This window comes from Vibrio harveyi NBRC 15634 = ATCC 14126 = KCTC 12724 (assembly GCF_001591145.1).
GTDB lineage: Bacteria > Pseudomonadota > Gammaproteobacteria > Enterobacterales > Vibrionaceae > Vibrio > Vibrio harveyi.
In genome coordinates, this window is sequence record NZ_BCUF01000028.1 from 20,995 (window position 1) to 37,632 (window position 16,638).

Here is a 16,638-nt window from a genome sequence, read left to right on the forward strand (position 1 = left end):
GAATTAGCTATTGCAACCGAGATGCCAAAATATGCTATTAGTTTAACTATCTGTTTTTGAATGGAAAGTGATACATAGGTGAAAGCTTAGCGCGAAACTTCTCAATTTGAGAATGGATATGCATCAAGTATGATTCTCAATTTGGTAGCGTTCAATCAGAATAGGAATGATGTTGCGGGAGGAATAGTGATCTTTGATGGTCTCAATCGCTTTGTGACGCATTGGGTATTGTTCGCTATGGCTCATTCCCAACCAGTGATTAAGTTTGTCAGTTAGTGCGGGAATATCATAAGCGAGGAAGCCATTGTGACCATCTTCGATGAGGTCAGGAAGGCGACCAACGTCAAGGCTGATCACAACGATACCTCGGGCCATCGCTTCTAACGCCGCCATTGGCAAACCTTCATAGCGTGATGAGATGACAAGAGCGCTGATATTGCACCAAACGGCATCCATGTCATTTTGATGACCGTGAAATATCACGTTGGCTGGTGCGTTTTCTATCAGTCTCGGCTTTTCTGGACCGTCACCATAAATAGAGAACTCAATATCAGGAATATGACGGGCAATATCAATGAAGCGGTCTGCACCTTTTTCATGACTGAGGCGACCCACAAACGCGATTTGTTTATAACGACAATGCTGATTGGCAATCGATACAAAGTTGTTCAATAGCTCTGATTGAGATGGAATCTTACTTTGAATGGTTTGGCTAACGGCGAAGCAATGATCAGAAAGGCAAGCTGAGTATCGATCAAGCCAATCATAAAGCCAGACTCTACCTTTCGGTGTTTCTCCTGCATGAAATGTCGATATGAGGCGAGGGAAGGTTCGAGTAAATAACTTTGCGCTTCTGGCTAACAGTGCCGCTTTGTAACCATGGGTATGAATAACGCTGGGTTGATGCTCAGCCACTGCACCAGTAATTTGTTTTACTTGAATGGTTTTTGACCGTTCTGGCTTTGGGCATAGGTGCCACAAATAACTCACTGGTATTTGAACTTGGTTTAATTTGTCGATAAGTGTTGGTGGTGGATCGTATTCCACCACCAACACAACTCGTACGTTAACATGAAAGGATTGCAACCCAGTGGCGAGTTCGACTACATGGCTTTCAATGCCACCGTAAATGCGGCTATCCAGCAGTATCCAAACTTCGCCAACGACAGGGATCTCAAGATTGTTCGAGATTAGCTTCATCCGCTTCCCACGCTTGTTTTTTGCGGTAGACCGTAGATGGGCTCAGTTCCAACATCACCGCCGCGTTAAGCACGTTACCATCACAATAAGCTATCGCATTTTGAATGGCTTCGCGTTCCACTTTCCACATAGGGCGGATCGTGCCATCGGCATTAAAGTATGGTGACGCTACTGGTGTGACAGAGGCTGAGGGCGCCAGACTACTCTCCTCAGTAGCAACTGGCATGCTTTCTCGCTCCGAAGCACTCAAGTTAACAGTGCCTGCAGGTGGATTCTCTAAAGGAGAAAAAGATGAATCATTATAGCGTGCATCATGTTCTATTGTTGCGCTACGCTCTTTCGCCGGTTTGCGAGTCAGTTGAGCGGGCAAATGTGCGAGCGAAACTTTGTCTTCATTATTCAATACCACAATGTTACGAATGATGTTTTGCAGTTGGCGCACGTTGCCAGGCCAGTCGTAATGCTTAATCACATGTTGCGCTTCGCTGTCGATATTGTTGAACTTCTTCTTGTCCTGTTTGGCGTATGTGGTTAAGAAGTGTTTAGCCAGCGTGACAATGTCACTACCACGTTCACGAAGTGGGGGCATATCAATGGGGACAACGTGCACACGATAATATAAGTCTTCACGGAAACGACCTTCTTCCACTTCGGTTAATGGGTCTCGGTTGGTTGCGCAGATAATACGTACATCCACTTTCATTTCTCTAGTCGCACCAAGTGGTGTGTAGGTTCCGGTTTGTAGAAAACGCAGTAACTTTTTCTGCATTTCTAATTCCATCTCGCACAATTCGTCGAGGAACAGGGTACCGCCATGAGCAAGCGTTGCAGCACCTTTACGGTCTGTGGTTGCACCGGTAAATGCCCCTTTGACATGACCAAAGATTTCACTTTCCATTAGATCTCGGGGAATGGCACCGCAGTTGATGGCGATAAAGGGTTTGTCTCTGCGATCGCTCTGCTGATGAATAGCTTCAGCACACACTTCTTTACCTGTACCACTCTCACCGACGATGAATACGCTAGCAGAGGTAGGAGCCACGGCGTCAATGGTTTTGTATACCGCTTGCATTGGAAGGCTAGAGCCAATGAAACCATGGTAGTTGTGACGATCGAAGGTTGATTGAATGTTCTCGACGAGATTTTCTAACTTCGCGCGTTTTAAATGTAAAGCAACGGAAGTTTTTAGGCGGTCTGCGTTGATGGGCTTCTCTAGAAAGTCTTCAGCACCTTTTTGGATTAGATTGACGGCAAGGTTAACACTGCCGTGTGCGGTTGCAATGATAACGGAAGTCGGGATCTCGTTTTCATTGATCCAATCCAATACGTCTTCGCCTGACATGTCAGGAAGCTTTAGATCGAGAATAATGAGCTGTGGTTTGCTGCGCTCAATAAATTGAATCGCCTCACGCCCCGTTTCTACATGGAAGATATCGTAAGGCTCATCCTTGACATACTGCTTATAAAGTATGGCTAGTGAAGTAGAGTCTTCTACCAGTAACACCCTTGGTCTCATAATCCTTTCCCAACTTTCTTCAATTCGTTGTTTTAATGCGTTAAGTCGGCTTGAGGTTCATGCAGTAATGATGAATTTGTTTTTCTTACCTCAAGCTGATGGCTTCTTTTCGATTCTCATTTTGAGAATCTTTATATTTAAGTATTAGCATATGCTGTGAGGATTGCAGAAAGTTCTATATTTTTTAGTCAATTAAATTACTTATTTTTACTTTCAGTCTTCGAAACCTTGTTCTTTTCTTTGGGTTAGCGCAATAAAAGACTGCTCTGCAAGCGCAGGTAATGACTGGCAAAGTTCAAATGCGCGTTTTATGTCGCCTTCGACACAGTGTTTTTCGATGGTACGAGCGTGACGCGATAGAGTCCGGTTTCCGAGGGCGAGTGCTGAGCTACCAAGCGTGTGGACTTCAAACTCCATAATTTCTTTGTCTTGCTCATTAAGCGCTTGCTGGATTTTTTCGACCCGCTCGCGTGATTCCTCAATGTAGTGATCGATTAACGTAGGCATGATTTCCGCACAGGTATCTTTGATCATTTGTTGAAGAATTAATTCGTCGACTAACTCTTGCGCCAACGTGGTGTCAGTTTGAGTATTCATGGTGCGCACTCCCTATAGAGTAAATAATTCGCTGTTCTTTATTTGTTGAGATATTTTCGCTTTCAGCTTCTCTGGCAAAAAGCGCAGTTTCTTCACCTGACGAATCAGTTCGTCCTTTAAACCCGCGTTGTGCTTCATGTTGAGAACCGCACCTAAAAGGTTGGCATTACTTGCTTCTAACAGTGCTTTAGCTTGGTCTATTTGGCTTGTCGTTGTGGAGCCGTAACTGGCAACCAATACGCAAGTATCACAGACTCCTGCCACCACTTGAGCTGGGATATTACTGCGGTTCATACTCAATAGTGGTGAGGTATCTATGACCACTCGGTCGTATTGCTCAAGCCAAGCCTCTATTGCTTTTGTCAGCATGGCTGGGTCTCGGTAGGTGAGTTGGGTGCTTGCCATAGAAGGTACAGGCAGACCAACAAGTGTTTGATGGTCTTCTTCACGAGCGATAAGTTGTCCGACACCCTCGGTCTCTTCATCAAATGCGTGCACAGTACGATAGGCTGGCTTAAACAGATTCAAATCGACATAAAGTGTTTTATGACCCGCTAAAATCAAACGTTCTGCCAATGCAGATGCGACCGACGTTACCCCGTCTTCAGATTGGCATGCAACTACACCGATAGATTTGTAGCCCTTGAGTTCACTTTGAAGGTAGATTTGCTCAATCTCAGCATGTGTTGCAGGAATAGTCATTACAGCGCTCCTATTAACACTATGGTGGTGGTGATTTGTAGCAAGTCACGCAAGCCAGCACGGGCTTTTTCAGCAAAGCTTTCGTCTTTATGCGGAACGTAAATCGTGTCACCCGCACGAATTACAGGCAGGTCGTAAATATTGGCGGTTTTGCTGAATTCAACCAAGTTAAACACGCGTGCCTGACCTTGGCAGCAAGACATGTTCACCACACTGATCTTCTCAACGTAAGCGCTGTCACTTGGTCCACCAGCTTCAGCAAGCAGATCGAGAATGGTCATGTTGTCATTGAAGACATAACGACCTGGTGCGTGTACTTCACCCAGTACGCGAACTGTGGACTCTTTAGAGCGATCTAGCCAGTTCTTGTCTTTTTCTGGAATGTAGATGGTATCGCCGGGGCGCACATCTGGCAGAATCGACTCATCACCAGTTTCAAAGTAAAGCGACAGGTTGAGTTTGCTTACTTTGGCATAACCCAAACCACGATGTGTCACTCGGATGTTGTGAATATCGGCGTCTTTGGTTGGACCATCGGCCGCAGAAAGAATATCTAAGAAATGCATTTCAGTCGTAAAGCGGTAACGACCCGGAGCGTTGATCTGACCAAACACGTAAATCGACGCATCAGAGCTTTGACTTACCCACTGTGATTTGTTGTCTGATGGATCGTCTGGTAATGCATGCACACGAACTACTGTGCCCGCGGATACACTTGGTAGCTTAGAATGTGGCGATCCTTGTAGAATGTATTTATCCAAATCAAACTTGGTCACTTTACCGTTGTTAGAGATTTCAATCTTGCTGGTGTCCGCACGGCGAGTAGGGCCGCCCACATGGGCAATCAAATCGATTAAGTCCATTTCGTCTGACCATTCGATACGACCAGGACGAACCACTTCGCCCATCACGGCGACTGCGCGACTTGGTGCTACTTTCAACCATGATTTTTCATTCATGTCCGTTTTCTCAGGGACGAAGATGGCATCACCCGGACCCACTGCGGGCACTCTCTGATTCGACAACCCTTCGGTATGAGCTGTTAAATCGAAATTGATTACGCCGCCATCGGCTTTGATGACGCGGATTTGGCGAGATTCAGCAAAACGCGTTGGACCACCTGCGTTAGCAAGGATGTCCATGAAACTCGCGCCTTTTTTGCCTTCGTAGGCACCAGGATGAGCTACTTCACCCATTACATAAACCACGTTCGCACCGGCTTTGATCTCTTCTTCCTGTTTTGGCACAAAGATGGTTGCTCCCGGTAGGATCTCCGGCAACAAGCTTTGGTCACCTGTATCTAGGTAGCGCTTAAGGTTAAACATAATAGGCGTGTTGTTGGTGATAACACGGATTTGCTCAACACTGGCATAACGAGTCACGCCGCCGGCGCGCATGACCACATCAACAAGGGTCGTGTTAGGTTTGTAGGTAAATGAGCCCGGTGCGTTTACTTCACCGAAGACTTTAATCGCACGAGCAGAATCAGCGCTGTCACCTGAGTTTGCCAGTTTCGCAGCATCGAATTCTTGTTCGATATTACCAACCAAAGGTGAGGCAGGGACGAAGAGCACGTCCAATGATTCTAGGGCTGGTAGTTTTGAATCGTCCCCCGTGTCGAGAAAGCGTTTGTAGTCGAACTCAATGCTCTTGTTACCACGTTTTACGATGATTTTATCAAGTTGAGCACCGGCACGTAGACCGCCAGCTTCATAGAGGAACATCTGAATATTTGAGCCCGATGGAAGCGTGTATTCGCCCGGCTTAACCACGTAGCCTTGTACTGAAATTAGAAGCTGTTGCTGTTTGATGAACACGCGTGCGTTGCTTACATCGCGGAATACAGTTTTAAGGTTGTCGGTGATGACGTTCTGAAGTTGAGTCTCGTTGTAACCCGCAACAAAAACGGGACCGATTTCTGGCAGATTAATGCGGCCACGTTTATCTACTTGAAAGCCTTTGTTCAGCGATGCTTCGCCTGGAAGGTTAATTTGCACCAAGTCACCGACTTTAACCACATCATCTTCCGCTGCCCACGTTGTATTAAAGGTGATCAAACACAACATTAGTAGGGTGGTGATGGCTTTGAGGATCCTCATAGTGTGCCTCCCATCTCTGCGCTTGTGTCAGATTTAGCGTTTAGAACTTCAATACTCACGCGACGATTCGTCAAACGAACTGCAGGAGTTTGTCCTTCGTAAAGGGGGAGTGTTTCTCCCACAGATTTGGTTTGCACACGATCTGAGGTGATTCCGAAGACGTTGAGGTAGCGTTTCACTTGCTCTGCTCGGGCTTGTGCCAACTTTTGGTTGTATTCTGGTGTGCCTGTTGCGTCTGCGTGTCCGGTTACAACCAATGACAAAGAAGGGTGATCGCGGAGAATATACGCCGCTTCAGCAAGATGCCCCATGTATTTAGGGTTGATTTCCGCGGAGTCTACAGCAAATTGATTGTCTACGTTCAGTAAGTCATAGATGTCAGCAACGATATTGAGATCACTACGTAGCGCTTCGATATCTTGTGGCGGTTTACACGTGGTTTGTGACAGAACGTAATCGAGTTGTTGCTCAAGCTGATTTAGGCGACGGCGTTGAATCACGATGTCATTGGCGGCATCAAGAAGCAATCCTCCTTCCAATTCACGTGCGATGCGGTTTTGTTTTTCAAGCGCCTGTACCACGGCTGCAGGAAAACACCAGCGCGCGCCCTCCTGGATTAACGCGTCCAAATGCAGCTTGGTTAGTTGCCAATCAAAACGTAAACCGTGCTCAGGTCCAAGAGGCTCGTCTGGCATTATTGGTGAAAACTGATAATTCTCGATAGAAATATCTTGGTAGCTTTCCGCCATGCCACCCTGACCGTGATCGGGGTAGTTGAACGTCGAGCAACCAAACATGCCGACAACGAGACCGCACAACACGCTTTGTCGTATAAGTTTCACCATGCCAACCTCCGTATTAACCGGTATTTTTATTAATGACCTTTAGAATTGACCGGGATAGCGTGATTGATACGCAACAGGCTCATGATTTCTAATGGTTGTCCCGATACATTTTCAATACACATACTGCGTTCACGTTCAACTAGGCGCTTATATAAATAAACAATGGCACCAATCCCTGAAGAATCAAGAAATTGGACGTGTTGCAGGTTGATTTCCACTTCCTTGTGATCGTCACTGTGGATCACCTCATCTATTTGGTGCTGGGCTTGACGACAACCTTTGGCGTCGAGGTCACCGAAAAACTCAACCATCAATGTATTGGGTGCAGTTTCTTGTTTGCGCAGTTCCATGTTCCATTCTCCGTTCTCATTATGTCCTGATTTGAATAGAGCAGAGAATGTGCCAATAAAAAATATCAATATAAACAGTTGGTTAATCGAGGTACTGAGACGCTCTTATTTTGAGAATGGCTTTCTTCTCATTTTGAGAGTCAAAAAAGACAAAGGCGGCAAGCATTTGAAAGTGCCAAATCTGTCTGATCTTTATGTGTTAGATTGCACTTAATTACTTATTGGTGTTGCTCTTGATCGTAGATTGGTAAATGTAAGTTGGGTATTTGAGCTTAGTACGGTTCAATAGAGATGCTTTTTTGTACAAGGTTCCCACATGCCATTAAGAATGACATTGATTGCCCTCGCTGTAATTGCTTCCGCCCAGCCTCATGCTGATCCAAATTTACAACCACCTGTTTCACTCGCTGATTCCTACCAAGATGGAATTGATGTTTCCCAATATTGGTATAGTGAAAAGCTCGATGGCATTCGTGCTTACTGGACGGGACAACATTTAGTGACACGAAATGGAAATCGTATTTACGCGCCTGATTGGTTTATTCGCGTCTTGCCTGATTATCCCTTAGATGGGGAGTTATGGGCCGGGCGGGGCAACTTCCACCTTGTTCAACAAACCGTGTTAGATAAAACCCCAATTGAAAGTGCATGGCAGCGTATCGACTTTATGTTGTTTGATATGCCTTATTCGGCGGGTGACTACAGGAAGCGTTACTACAACATTCAAGATTTGGTATTTGCCATCGACGCACCTCATATTAAGTATGTTGAGCATCGTGCGATTCAAGATGAGAAACATTTGTTCGAACAACTTGACCAAATTTCGCAATCTGATGGTGAAGGTGTGATGTTGAGAAAGGTATCAAGCCGTTATCAGGCGGGAAGAGGCAGTGATTTACTCAAGCTTAAACGCTTTGAGGATGCTGAAGCGACGGTCATCGGTTATAAGCCAGGAACAGGGCGATTGTTAGGGATGATGGGGGCGGTACTGGTAAGGTTAGCTGACGGCACAGAGTTTTACATTGGCAGCGGTTTTACTGATGACGTGAGGAAGTCCCCGCCAAGAATTGGGGCAACGATTACTTTCCGATACAACGGTTATACGCATAACGGTAAGCCAAGATTCGCGCGATTCTTAAGAGAGCGAGTGCCTCATTGATGATGCTCTATTGGCTTCCAACTTGAACACCACATCTTTTGAACAAACTTTTCCAGAATTGCACGTGATCCATGGTCTGAAGTCTGAACTGCTCATGTGCATTTTCAATTCCGTAACTCGCACCGTGCGCCGCCATTCTCTGTTCGACTAAGTTGATTCCACCATCAAGTTGCTGATAGGTACTATCGACAAACGCCATGTATGGTTGAACCTCGGCGACATAAATGGACTGAAAGACGTTCCTCAAGTAACGAAATTGCGTGGTATCACGATTCGCACCGCAAATTATTTTGTCTTGGTTTGCTTTAAGCATTTGCGTGGTTTGTTCTAGCCACTGGGTCGCATCAATGAGTGTGTAATAGAGTCGACCAACAAGGCGTGTTTTTTCAATCTCTTCTTGATAATTCACTATGGTTACGTCGGGTAAGCGCGAAAGGGTTCGATAAGGTGTTTGATACATCTCGTCCAGCGCAAGGAAAGCGTCTCGCACATGGGCAACTTGGTCTTTACTGTCCAACGGCAACCATTCAGAGCCCGTAAGTTGTTTGCGCATCGCATCGCTGGTAAGCAGCATATTGTCGAGGTGTATTGTTAGATGATGCCATTTCTGATCGTACAAGCCGTTAAGCTTTGCACTTTCTTCATCACTTAGAGGGTAATCACTCAAACAGCCATTCAACGTTCTAAGCAAACTCGTTTGGTAATCGAAGTCATAAAAAGCATCTTGGACCTTACCCAGTTGCGAGTTCTTTTCTGCGAGCAAGTTAAACAGACCACATTGGCGTAATTGGTAGCTTTCTAGCAAACCAAGTGATAGGCGGGGGAGCTCTTGGAATAGCTCTCTTTTATCAGGAATGGTAACGGCAGGAGAGGCTTCTAGTTGAGATTCTGATACATCTAACACATTCGCCAGGCGTTGATTGTATTTTTCGAATACAGCTTTCTCTGGGTTAAACCATTCGTTACACCCACAGAGTAAGGTTGTCGTTAGCAAAAGCACCGTAGCAACAAGTGAACTTCTCACAGCATTTCCTTTTTAATCACTCGGATAAGTATACTTTGTGACACGCGGGAGAGATCAAAAAAGCCAGCGAGTGCTAGCTTTAATATTTGGGGCGTTGAAGTCCGAATTATTGCTGAGAGAAGTTCAGTTGTACTTCTGGATCTTGGCGGTGCATCCAACGTAGACGAATACCTAATAGGAACGCCGCTGAAGAAAGACCAATGATAAAGCCTAACCAGAAGCCTTGAGCGCCCATTGGTTCCACAATCCAATCTGTACGTCCGAGCACATAGCCGATTGGCAAACCAAGCAACCAGTACGCGATAAAGGTACGATTGAAGATAGCACGCATGTCTTTGTAGCCGCGCAGAGCACCGGCCGCTATCACTTGCACCGCGTCTGTACATTGGTAGATTGCTGCAAACAGCAATAGCACCATCGCCAATTCAATTACCTCTGGGTTATTGGTGTAAAGCAGGGCAATTTGTTCACGGAAGATGACAGTTAGAATCGCTGTCATCATCGCAAGCGCAAGACCCACCATGACACCTACGCGAGAGGCAACACGAGCACCATCGACGTTTTCTTCACCCAAACGGTGACCAACGCGAATACTTACTGCAGCACCCACGCTCATTGGCAACATAAATACCAGCGAAGAGAAGTTAATTGCGACTTGGTGTGCGGCAACAATGATCGAACCTAGTGGCGAGACTAAAAGCGCAACTACAGCAAACAGGGTAACTTCAAAGAATAACGCCGCAGCAACCGGAAAACCCAGTTTGAACAAGCGAATCTGTGCTTTTAGTTGAGGCTTATGGAACTCACCAAACAGGTTGATGCTTTTTAGTCGAGCAGACGTCGTCACGTATAGAAGCAGCAAGCCAAACATAACCCAGTACACAATTGCCGTAGCAACACCACAGCCCACGCCGCCAAGTGCCGGCGCTCCGAATTTACCGTAAACGAAAATCCAGTTCAGTGGGATATTCAGCATCAAGCCAATAAAACCAATCACCATCGCTGGTTTGGTCAGAGACATACCGTCAGTAAAGCTACGCAAGGTTTGGAACAACAAGAATGCAGGTACAGCGAAGATCACGGCATGAATGTAACCCACCGTCTTTTCTGTCATAGCGGCTTCAACGTCCATAAACCCAAGAATGAACTGCGTTTGGAATAGTACGCCGATAATAGGAATACTGATAAGCAACGCAAGGACAATGCCTTGTTGGATCTCAAATGGGATTTTAACGCGTCGACCAGAGCCGTTCAGCTGAGCGACTACTGGTACAAGCGCCATTAATAAGCCCACACCAAACAGAATTGATGGAAGCCAAATACTTGCTGCCACAGATACCGCCGCCATGTCGGTCGCGCTGACGCCACCAGCCATTACGGTATCCACAAAGCCCATGCCTGTTTGCGCGACAGAAGCGATCAACACAGGGGTTGCTAATTTGATAAGACTCGATGCTTCTTCTTTATAGCGATGCACGAAATACTCCAGAGCGGAACAATATGTTGTAAAAGAAATTATTTGAAAAGATAGAGAGCGCTTGAGGACAAAAGATGTGATGAACTGATCTGATGGTTGATTTTAGTCACTATAAGGTGAAAAAATGCCTCGAAGGAACTCCGCGCAGATGATAAACAATTGTATGCTCAGATACCATACCCACAAGATGTGGATTTTTGGTTAATTGATAGACGATTATAAAAATCATCTGCGGACGTTTGTCTTGGCTATCAGTCGCTTCTAAAAAATAGGTAAAAAGTATGTTTACAGGAATCGTTCAGGGTACGGCTAAAGTCGTTCATATCGACAAGAAAGATCGTTTTCAAACTCACGTTGTTGAACTTGAAGGCGCGCTAAGTGAAGGTCTTGAAATTGGTGCCTCTGTTGCGCACAACGGTTGTTGCCTTACAGTAACGAAAATTGAAGGATCGCAAATCAGCTTTGACCTAATGCAAGCGACGCTAGCGCTGACCAACCTTGGCGAATTGACAGCAGGCGATAGTGTGAATATTGAGCGCGCTGCTAAGTTTGGTGATGAGATCGGCGGTCATAGCATGTCAGGGCACATTAGTTTAATGGCAGAAATCGCTGAAGTGATTGATACACCAAACAACCGCACGATTTGGTTTACGCTACCACAAGAATCAATGAAATACGTACTTGCGAAAGGGTACATTGGTTTAGACGGATGTTCGCTCACGATTGGTGAAGTCGAAGATAATCGTTTCTCCGTTCATTTAATTCCAGAAACGTTAGAGAGAACCCTATTCGGGCGTCGCCAAGTCGGTGAAAAGATCAACGTAGAATTTGACCCACAAACACAAGCGATTGTTGATACGGTCGAGCGTGTATTAGCAGCGAAGCAGCTTTAAGTCTGTAAGAAATAGCGAGCTTGGTTTATCGAGGTAGTCAAAATAAACGGACATAAATAACAAAGGAGCACTTGCGGCTCCTTTTCATATTTCTATTGGGGGGGATTTGCGTAATTACTCGTAATTGTCGTCGATGAACAATTCAACTTTCTGCTGCAATTCATCAACTTTCATGTTGAGGTGAATGGCATGACAACAAGCCGGACAGTCATCATAGAACTCTTGGTTACCGTTACTTGCATCGAGGGTGATGCCGATTGAGTGCCCACAATGGGGACATTTCACATGTCTTTCAGTGTAATTTTGCATACATAAACTCCTAGTATTGCAGGGCTTTTAATACTTTGTTGTTTAGAAAATACAGCCCTTAGTTACTCGCTTGCCTCTTAGGGTTAGAGATACAACGTAAGCCGAGTTACTTAGAATATTAGGCGCTATGGTTGCTAATTGAGTCGAAATAAGTACAAAAGTTGACCCCAAACCCAACGTTGGACTTGAGGTCATTATCTAGGGTGATATGCGTCGAAAATTTACACTCAGTAATGATCTTTCCCTTCCAAATCAATAGGAAATTATCTTCTTAATTATCGATTGCGCTTGCTCAAGATAATGCCCGCCGAATAGGTTGCAATGATTCAAGATGTGATAAAGATTGTAAATGTCTTTGCGTTCTTGATAGCCGATCGGAAGTGGCGCAACTGATTCATATCCTTGATAAAATTCAGGTTGAAAACCGCCAAATAGCTCGGTCATAGCAAGATCACATTCTCGATCTCCCCAATAACAAGAAGGGTCATAACAAATAGGACCAGCGGGTGTGAGCGCCACATTGCCGTTCCATAGATCACCATGCAGTAGGGAAGGTTGTGGGGAGTGATTAGCGAGAAGCTGTTTCACGACGTCAATAAAGTCATCGATGTCTACCAGAGAAACGCCTTTCTCTTTAAGCAGTTGTAACTGCCACCCGATGCGTTGCTCCGCGAAAAATACTGACCACTTTTTATGCCATTGGTTTGGCTGAAGTGTAGAGCCTATGTAGTTGTCTGTATCGAAGCCAAATTCTTTCTGTTCACCCCATAAATGCAGGCGCGCTAATTGTTCACCAAATTTAAAGCTGTTATCGCTATCTTCAAGCGTTTTAGTGGGAAGGAAATTGAGGATGATAAAACTGTGCGTTTTGGTTTTACCGACCAAAACGACTTCTGGGACAAATAGAGTAGAGGTTTCGCGCAATAGGTGAAGGCTTTCTGCTTCTACTTCAAAATTGGCTAAGAAATCCCGATCATTAATTTTGACGAAATAGCGCTGCTCTCCGTCATTGATCATATAGCTTTCACTGATGTCTCCACCGGAAAGTTTTACCTTCTCGGTGATCTGATATTCGAACATCAAGGTATCAGAAAGCTGTTGCGATATTGCTTGCCACATACAAAACCTCGCTTATCTATTTGACCAACAATAGTTTAGGATAAACGGCGGAACATTGACGCGCAGTTAAGCAAACTTCGACAATAATTCTTCCGCATATAGTAGAAAATGTTTATAAGTGTGAATCACGTCGCCTATAACCCTATGATTTATCGGCTTAACATATGGAGCTAAAACAGCACAGCTAGTATTATTATTTTTTTGACTTTAGTTCCATTGGTGGCATGAAAATACTGATTTGTGATGACTCGGCGGTCGCACGAAAGTTGATTACCCGATCCATCGTACAAGATACATCATTGCACCTACTCGAAGCCCAAGATGGTCACGAGGCATTGAAAATCCTAGCGGAACAAAATATTGACGTTTTGTTCCTCGATTTGACCATGCCAGTCATGGATGGCTTCGAAGTACTAGAGTCCCTGCCTGTTAGTCAATACCAAACCAAAATTGTCATCGTTTCGGGTGATGTCCAGCAAGAGGCTAAACAACGCTGCATAGATCTTGGGGCGATGGATTTCATTGCTAAACCATTATCCGAAGAACAGGTTATTCCTCTCTATGAAACGCTCGGTCTTCATTATGCCGTTAGTGCTCACACTGAAATTGAACCTCAACATACGTTAGAAGTTACGCCGTTAGCAAAGTTCCGTGAAGTTGCCAATATTGCATTAGGTAAGGGCGCTGCAATTATGGCGGACCATCTACGTGAGTTTATTCAATTGCCGGTCCCTCACGTTGGTCCATTGTCTTACGGTGAATTACATATGACGCTGGTGGATGTGATTGGGCGAGACAGCTCAGTTGCGGTGGCACAAAGGTTCGTAGGGGGAGGTATACACGGAGAGGCGTTGGTTTGCCTGCGTGGTAAAGATATCAACCAAATCGGCGAACGACTCGGATACTTACTTGAATTCACGCCACACAACGAAATCATCCTTAATGTGTCGAACTTACTGGTGTCTTCATTCCTAACTTCTCTTGGGAGCCAGTTAGACAAGCAGTTTTCGTTACGCCAACCAGGAATCATCGAGAACATTACCCCTTACAGCGAAGAGAAAAACGAATCTGGTGAACTCTTTACCATTGAATACACCTACATGGCAGAATCACTCGATTTTGAGTGTGAAGTTCTGTTTTTGATAGATAAATCATCCGTAGACATCATCTATGACATCATGGAGCTAATCTAATGTCCGAAATCACGCTGGACATAGCAGACTTTCACTGGGTTACCCAAATTCTGGATACCATGGACTCTGGGCTTATTGTCCTCGACCAAGACTATAAAGTCTGCGTTTGGAACAGCTTTATGCAGTCGTACAGTGGTATTTTGTCGCAAAACATTCTCGGAGAGTGTTTATTTGACCATTTTGAAGATCTTCCGAGAAGGTGGTTAGAGACAAAACTCAAGACATCAGCAGATTTAGAAACACGTTCATTTTCTAGCTGGGAAAACCGACCATACCTTTTCAAGTTCAACAACTTTTCTCCGGTTTCTAACAGCAGCAATTTGATGTTCCAAGACATTGTGATTACGCCATTGCGCTCGTTGTCAGGTGAAATTAGCCATATTGCAATTCAGATTAATGATGTTTCAGAAACGGCGCGTAACCGTATCCATTTGAGAGAAACTAACCAACACTTATCGGAAATCAGCCGTAAAGATGGTCTCACTGGTCTATTTAATCGGGCTTTTTGGGAACAATCTCTGAAGGACGAATTTGCGCAACTTAAAGTGATTGAAGGGGCGAGCTCGTTAGTGATCTTTGATATCGACCATTTTAAAAAGGTCAACGATACCTATGGACACCACACGGGAGACGAAGTGATTCGTCGTACCTCAAGCTTGTTACGTAAAACGGCACGTAGCAGCGATGTATGTGGTCGTTTTGGTGGTGAAGAGTTTACGGTTTTGCTGCCACATACTAATCAAGAGCAAGCTTGTTACTTTGCAGAACGTTTAAGAAAGCGAATTGAACAAGAAATCGTGAAAGTTGAAGACTTTTTGATTAACTACACGATCAGTATCGGCGTTTGCGAGTATAAATCGTATTTCGAAAGCCACACACAATGGCTTAAGAGTGCCGATGCTGCGTTATATCGCGCTAAAGAAAATGGTCGAAACCAAACTTGTAGTCATGAAGACGACTAGGGGATACTAGGGATTGTTGAACTTTTGTAGTTAAATTTTATTCGAGATAAAGGCGTTTTAATCGCGACGAGAGGCTTGTCGCCTAGTCATTTTAAGTAAATGCCTCTGCCTTGTATAAATAACTCACAAACTGCTGAAAGCATCAGCTCGAAAGGTGAACAGTACCGAACTCAATTGGTTGAAAACCATCCAGTTAGTGCGTCAACTCTCATTAATATGAAATAAGTTAATGAAATTTTCTCGGCATGTCTTACTATTGAAACTATTTCGCTTTCAGCTTCGAAGGCTTGCATTAAACGGAGAAAAACAGTGGTTGTAGAAACCGATGGATATCTCGCTCTAATTGAGCACTTGTCACTTAACTTAGATATTTTCACGTCTGAAATCGGTGACACAGGATCAGAAAGCATTGAAGATGTTGTGACTGACATGGTTGCATCGAACATCATGGCGATATTCGAGCAAAACCCAGAGTTGCATTCAAGCGTGCGTTTTAAGTTGCTAAAAGAGGCAGATGCGGTCGTTGAAGATTTGGGTGAAGTACTTGCGGGTGTATGGTCAAAGAAAGCGACGAATGAGCAGATTGCCTTTTTGGATGAGTACATCGCATTAGTTAAAAACCTGTTTGATACCGCGGTAGCGACCTACGACTGATTTTCTTCTTGCGTCATTCAAATTCAAGAGGAGTTACATTGTAACTCTTCTTACTTGCCAAAATTTCGATGCCCAATATGGGTTGTCGATTCTCGAAATGATCACGCCTTTTGAAGTAGAAGCGTGCATGAACTGTTTGTTCCCAAGATAAATGCCCACGTGGTATGTGCTTCGTTTGGTTTTGAAAAATACCAAATCACCTTGTTGGGCGTCCGACCAACTCATTTCAACACCTTGTTTAGACTGTTGGCGGGTAGTACGCGGCAGCGACATTTTGTATGCCTCAACAAACGCTTTTTGAACAAAAGCCGAACAGTCGATGCCTGACTTTTTAGTTCCACCTAGTCGATAAGGCGTGCCTTCCCACTCATTATAGAATTGGTACAAATCCTGATTGCCGGACAACAGCTGATTGACGGGCAGGGAGGCGTTGACTTGTGTTTCTGGATCTGGACCTGACGAGCACGCACTGAGTAGCACACTGATTATTAGAGGAAAAAATAAATGACGAACCTTGCTCACTGGTCATCTCCATGACT

General features: G+C 44.8%; 17 protein-coding genes. 5 read left to right on the forward strand and 12 right to left on the reverse strand.

From position 1 onward, the window contains the following. Nucleotides 1-123 precede the first annotated feature (123 nt). From VHA02S_RS15130 to VHA02S_RS15160, 7 genes are all read right to left on the reverse strand, one after another. Nucleotides 124-1,200, reverse strand: coding sequence for a glycosyltransferase family 4 protein (locus tag VHA02S_RS15130; RefSeq protein ID WP_038898086.1), 1,077 nt, complete (start codon nt 1,198-1,200; stop codon nt 124-126). Continuing rightward, complete coding sequence (locus VHA02S_RS15135; protein ID WP_038898085.1) at nt 1,175-2,716, reverse strand: sigma-54-dependent transcriptional regulator; 1,542 nt, start codon at nt 2,714-2,716, stop codon at nt 1,175-1,177. Before VHA02S_RS15135 ends, VHA02S_RS15130 begins: the two co-directional genes overlap by 26 nt. Nucleotides 2,717-2,929: 213 nt before the next feature. After that, on the reverse strand, nt 2,930-3,313 hold the full coding sequence (locus VHA02S_RS15140) for an Hpt domain-containing protein (RefSeq protein WP_038898083.1): 384 nt from the start codon (nt 3,311-3,313) through the stop codon (nt 2,930-2,932). A gap of 12 nt (nt 3,314-3,325) precedes the next feature. After that, a complete protein-coding gene (locus VHA02S_RS15145; protein WP_017817416.1) occupies nt 3,326-4,015 on the reverse strand; it encodes an AAA family ATPase in 690 nt (229 codons plus the stop codon). After that, the gene (locus tag VHA02S_RS15150; protein WP_009697760.1) at nt 4,015-6,114 is read right to left on the reverse strand and encodes an SLBB domain-containing protein; all 2,100 of its coding nucleotides are present in this window, start codon (nt 6,112-6,114) and stop codon (nt 4,015-4,017) included. Before VHA02S_RS15150 ends, VHA02S_RS15145 begins: the two co-directional genes overlap by 1 nt. Next, nucleotides 6,111-6,959 (reverse strand): OmpA family protein, encoded by an 849-nt coding sequence (locus tag VHA02S_RS15155; protein ID WP_038898082.1) that lies wholly within the window; start codon nt 6,957-6,959, stop codon nt 6,111-6,113. Before VHA02S_RS15155 ends, VHA02S_RS15150 begins: the two co-directional genes overlap by 4 nt. Before the next feature lie 29 nt (nt 6,960-6,988). Continuing rightward, the gene (locus VHA02S_RS15160; RefSeq protein ID WP_005445863.1) at nt 6,989-7,309 is read right to left on the reverse strand and encodes an STAS domain-containing protein; all 321 of its coding nucleotides are present in this window, start codon (nt 7,307-7,309) and stop codon (nt 6,989-6,991) included. Nucleotides 7,310-7,625: 316 nt separating this feature from the next. Between VHA02S_RS15160 and VHA02S_RS15165 the strand changes: the two genes are divergently transcribed. After that, nucleotides 7,626-8,468, forward strand: coding sequence for a DNA ligase (locus VHA02S_RS15165; protein ID WP_005445862.1), 843 nt, complete (start codon nt 7,626-7,628; stop codon nt 8,466-8,468). Nucleotides 8,469-8,475: 7 nt separating this feature from the next. On the opposite strand, the gene VHA02S_RS15170 is transcribed toward VHA02S_RS15165, so the two are convergent. Both VHA02S_RS15170 and VHA02S_RS15175 read right to left on the reverse strand, forming a co-directional pair. Then, on the reverse strand, nt 8,476-9,492 hold the full coding sequence (locus VHA02S_RS15170; protein WP_038898081.1) for a DUF3080 domain-containing protein: 1,017 nt from the start codon (nt 9,490-9,492) through the stop codon (nt 8,476-8,478). 106 nt (nt 9,493-9,598) lie between these two features. After that, nucleotides 9,599-10,969 carry an MATE family efflux transporter gene (locus VHA02S_RS15175; protein WP_005445850.1) on the reverse strand — a complete coding sequence of 457 codons (1,371 nt, stop codon included), beginning with the start codon at nt 10,967-10,969 and terminating at the stop codon, nt 9,599-9,601. A 281-nt stretch (nt 10,970-11,250) separates the two neighbouring features. On the opposite strand from VHA02S_RS15175, the gene VHA02S_RS15180 reads away from it, so the two are divergent. Beyond that, nucleotides 11,251-11,862: a riboflavin synthase gene (locus VHA02S_RS15180; protein WP_005445847.1), complete on the forward strand. Its 612-nt coding sequence runs from the start codon at nt 11,251-11,253 to the stop codon at nt 11,860-11,862. 114 nt (nt 11,863-11,976) lie between these two features. On the opposite strand, the gene VHA02S_RS15185 is transcribed toward VHA02S_RS15180, so the two are convergent. Further along, on the reverse strand, nt 11,977-12,171 hold the full coding sequence (locus VHA02S_RS15185; RefSeq protein ID WP_005427574.1) for a CPXCG motif-containing cysteine-rich protein: 195 nt from the start codon (nt 12,169-12,171) through the stop codon (nt 11,977-11,979). A 252-nt stretch (nt 12,172-12,423) separates the two neighbouring features. Continuing rightward, nucleotides 12,424-13,290: a fructosamine kinase family protein gene (locus tag VHA02S_RS15190; RefSeq protein ID WP_029788481.1), complete on the reverse strand. Its 867-nt coding sequence runs from the start codon at nt 13,288-13,290 to the stop codon at nt 12,424-12,426. Nucleotides 13,291-13,514: 224 nt separating this feature from the next. Between VHA02S_RS15190 and VHA02S_RS15195 the strand changes: the two genes are divergently transcribed. From VHA02S_RS15195 to VHA02S_RS15205, 3 genes are all read left to right on the forward strand, one after another. Beyond that, nucleotides 13,515-14,483: a response regulator gene (locus tag VHA02S_RS15195; protein ID WP_038898080.1), complete on the forward strand. Its 969-nt coding sequence runs from the start codon at nt 13,515-13,517 to the stop codon at nt 14,481-14,483. Further along, the gene (locus VHA02S_RS15200) at nt 14,483-15,445 is read left to right on the forward strand and encodes a GGDEF domain-containing protein (RefSeq protein ID WP_005445843.1); all 963 of its coding nucleotides are present in this window, start codon (nt 14,483-14,485) and stop codon (nt 15,443-15,445) included. The genes VHA02S_RS15195 and VHA02S_RS15200 overlap by 1 nt, the downstream gene beginning before the upstream one ends. A 309-nt stretch (nt 15,446-15,754) precedes the next feature. Next, nucleotides 15,755-16,099: a DUF3802 family protein gene (locus VHA02S_RS15205; RefSeq protein WP_005445842.1), complete on the forward strand. Its 345-nt coding sequence runs from the start codon at nt 15,755-15,757 to the stop codon at nt 16,097-16,099. A 33-nt stretch (nt 16,100-16,132) separates the two neighbouring features. Here VHA02S_RS15205 and VHA02S_RS15210 read toward each other — a convergent pair whose 3' ends face one another. Then, nucleotides 16,133-16,621 (reverse strand): NlpC/P60 family protein, encoded by a 489-nt coding sequence (locus VHA02S_RS15210; protein ID WP_005445841.1) that lies wholly within the window; start codon nt 16,619-16,621, stop codon nt 16,133-16,135. Between the last annotated feature and the right edge of the window lie 17 nt (nt 16,622-16,638).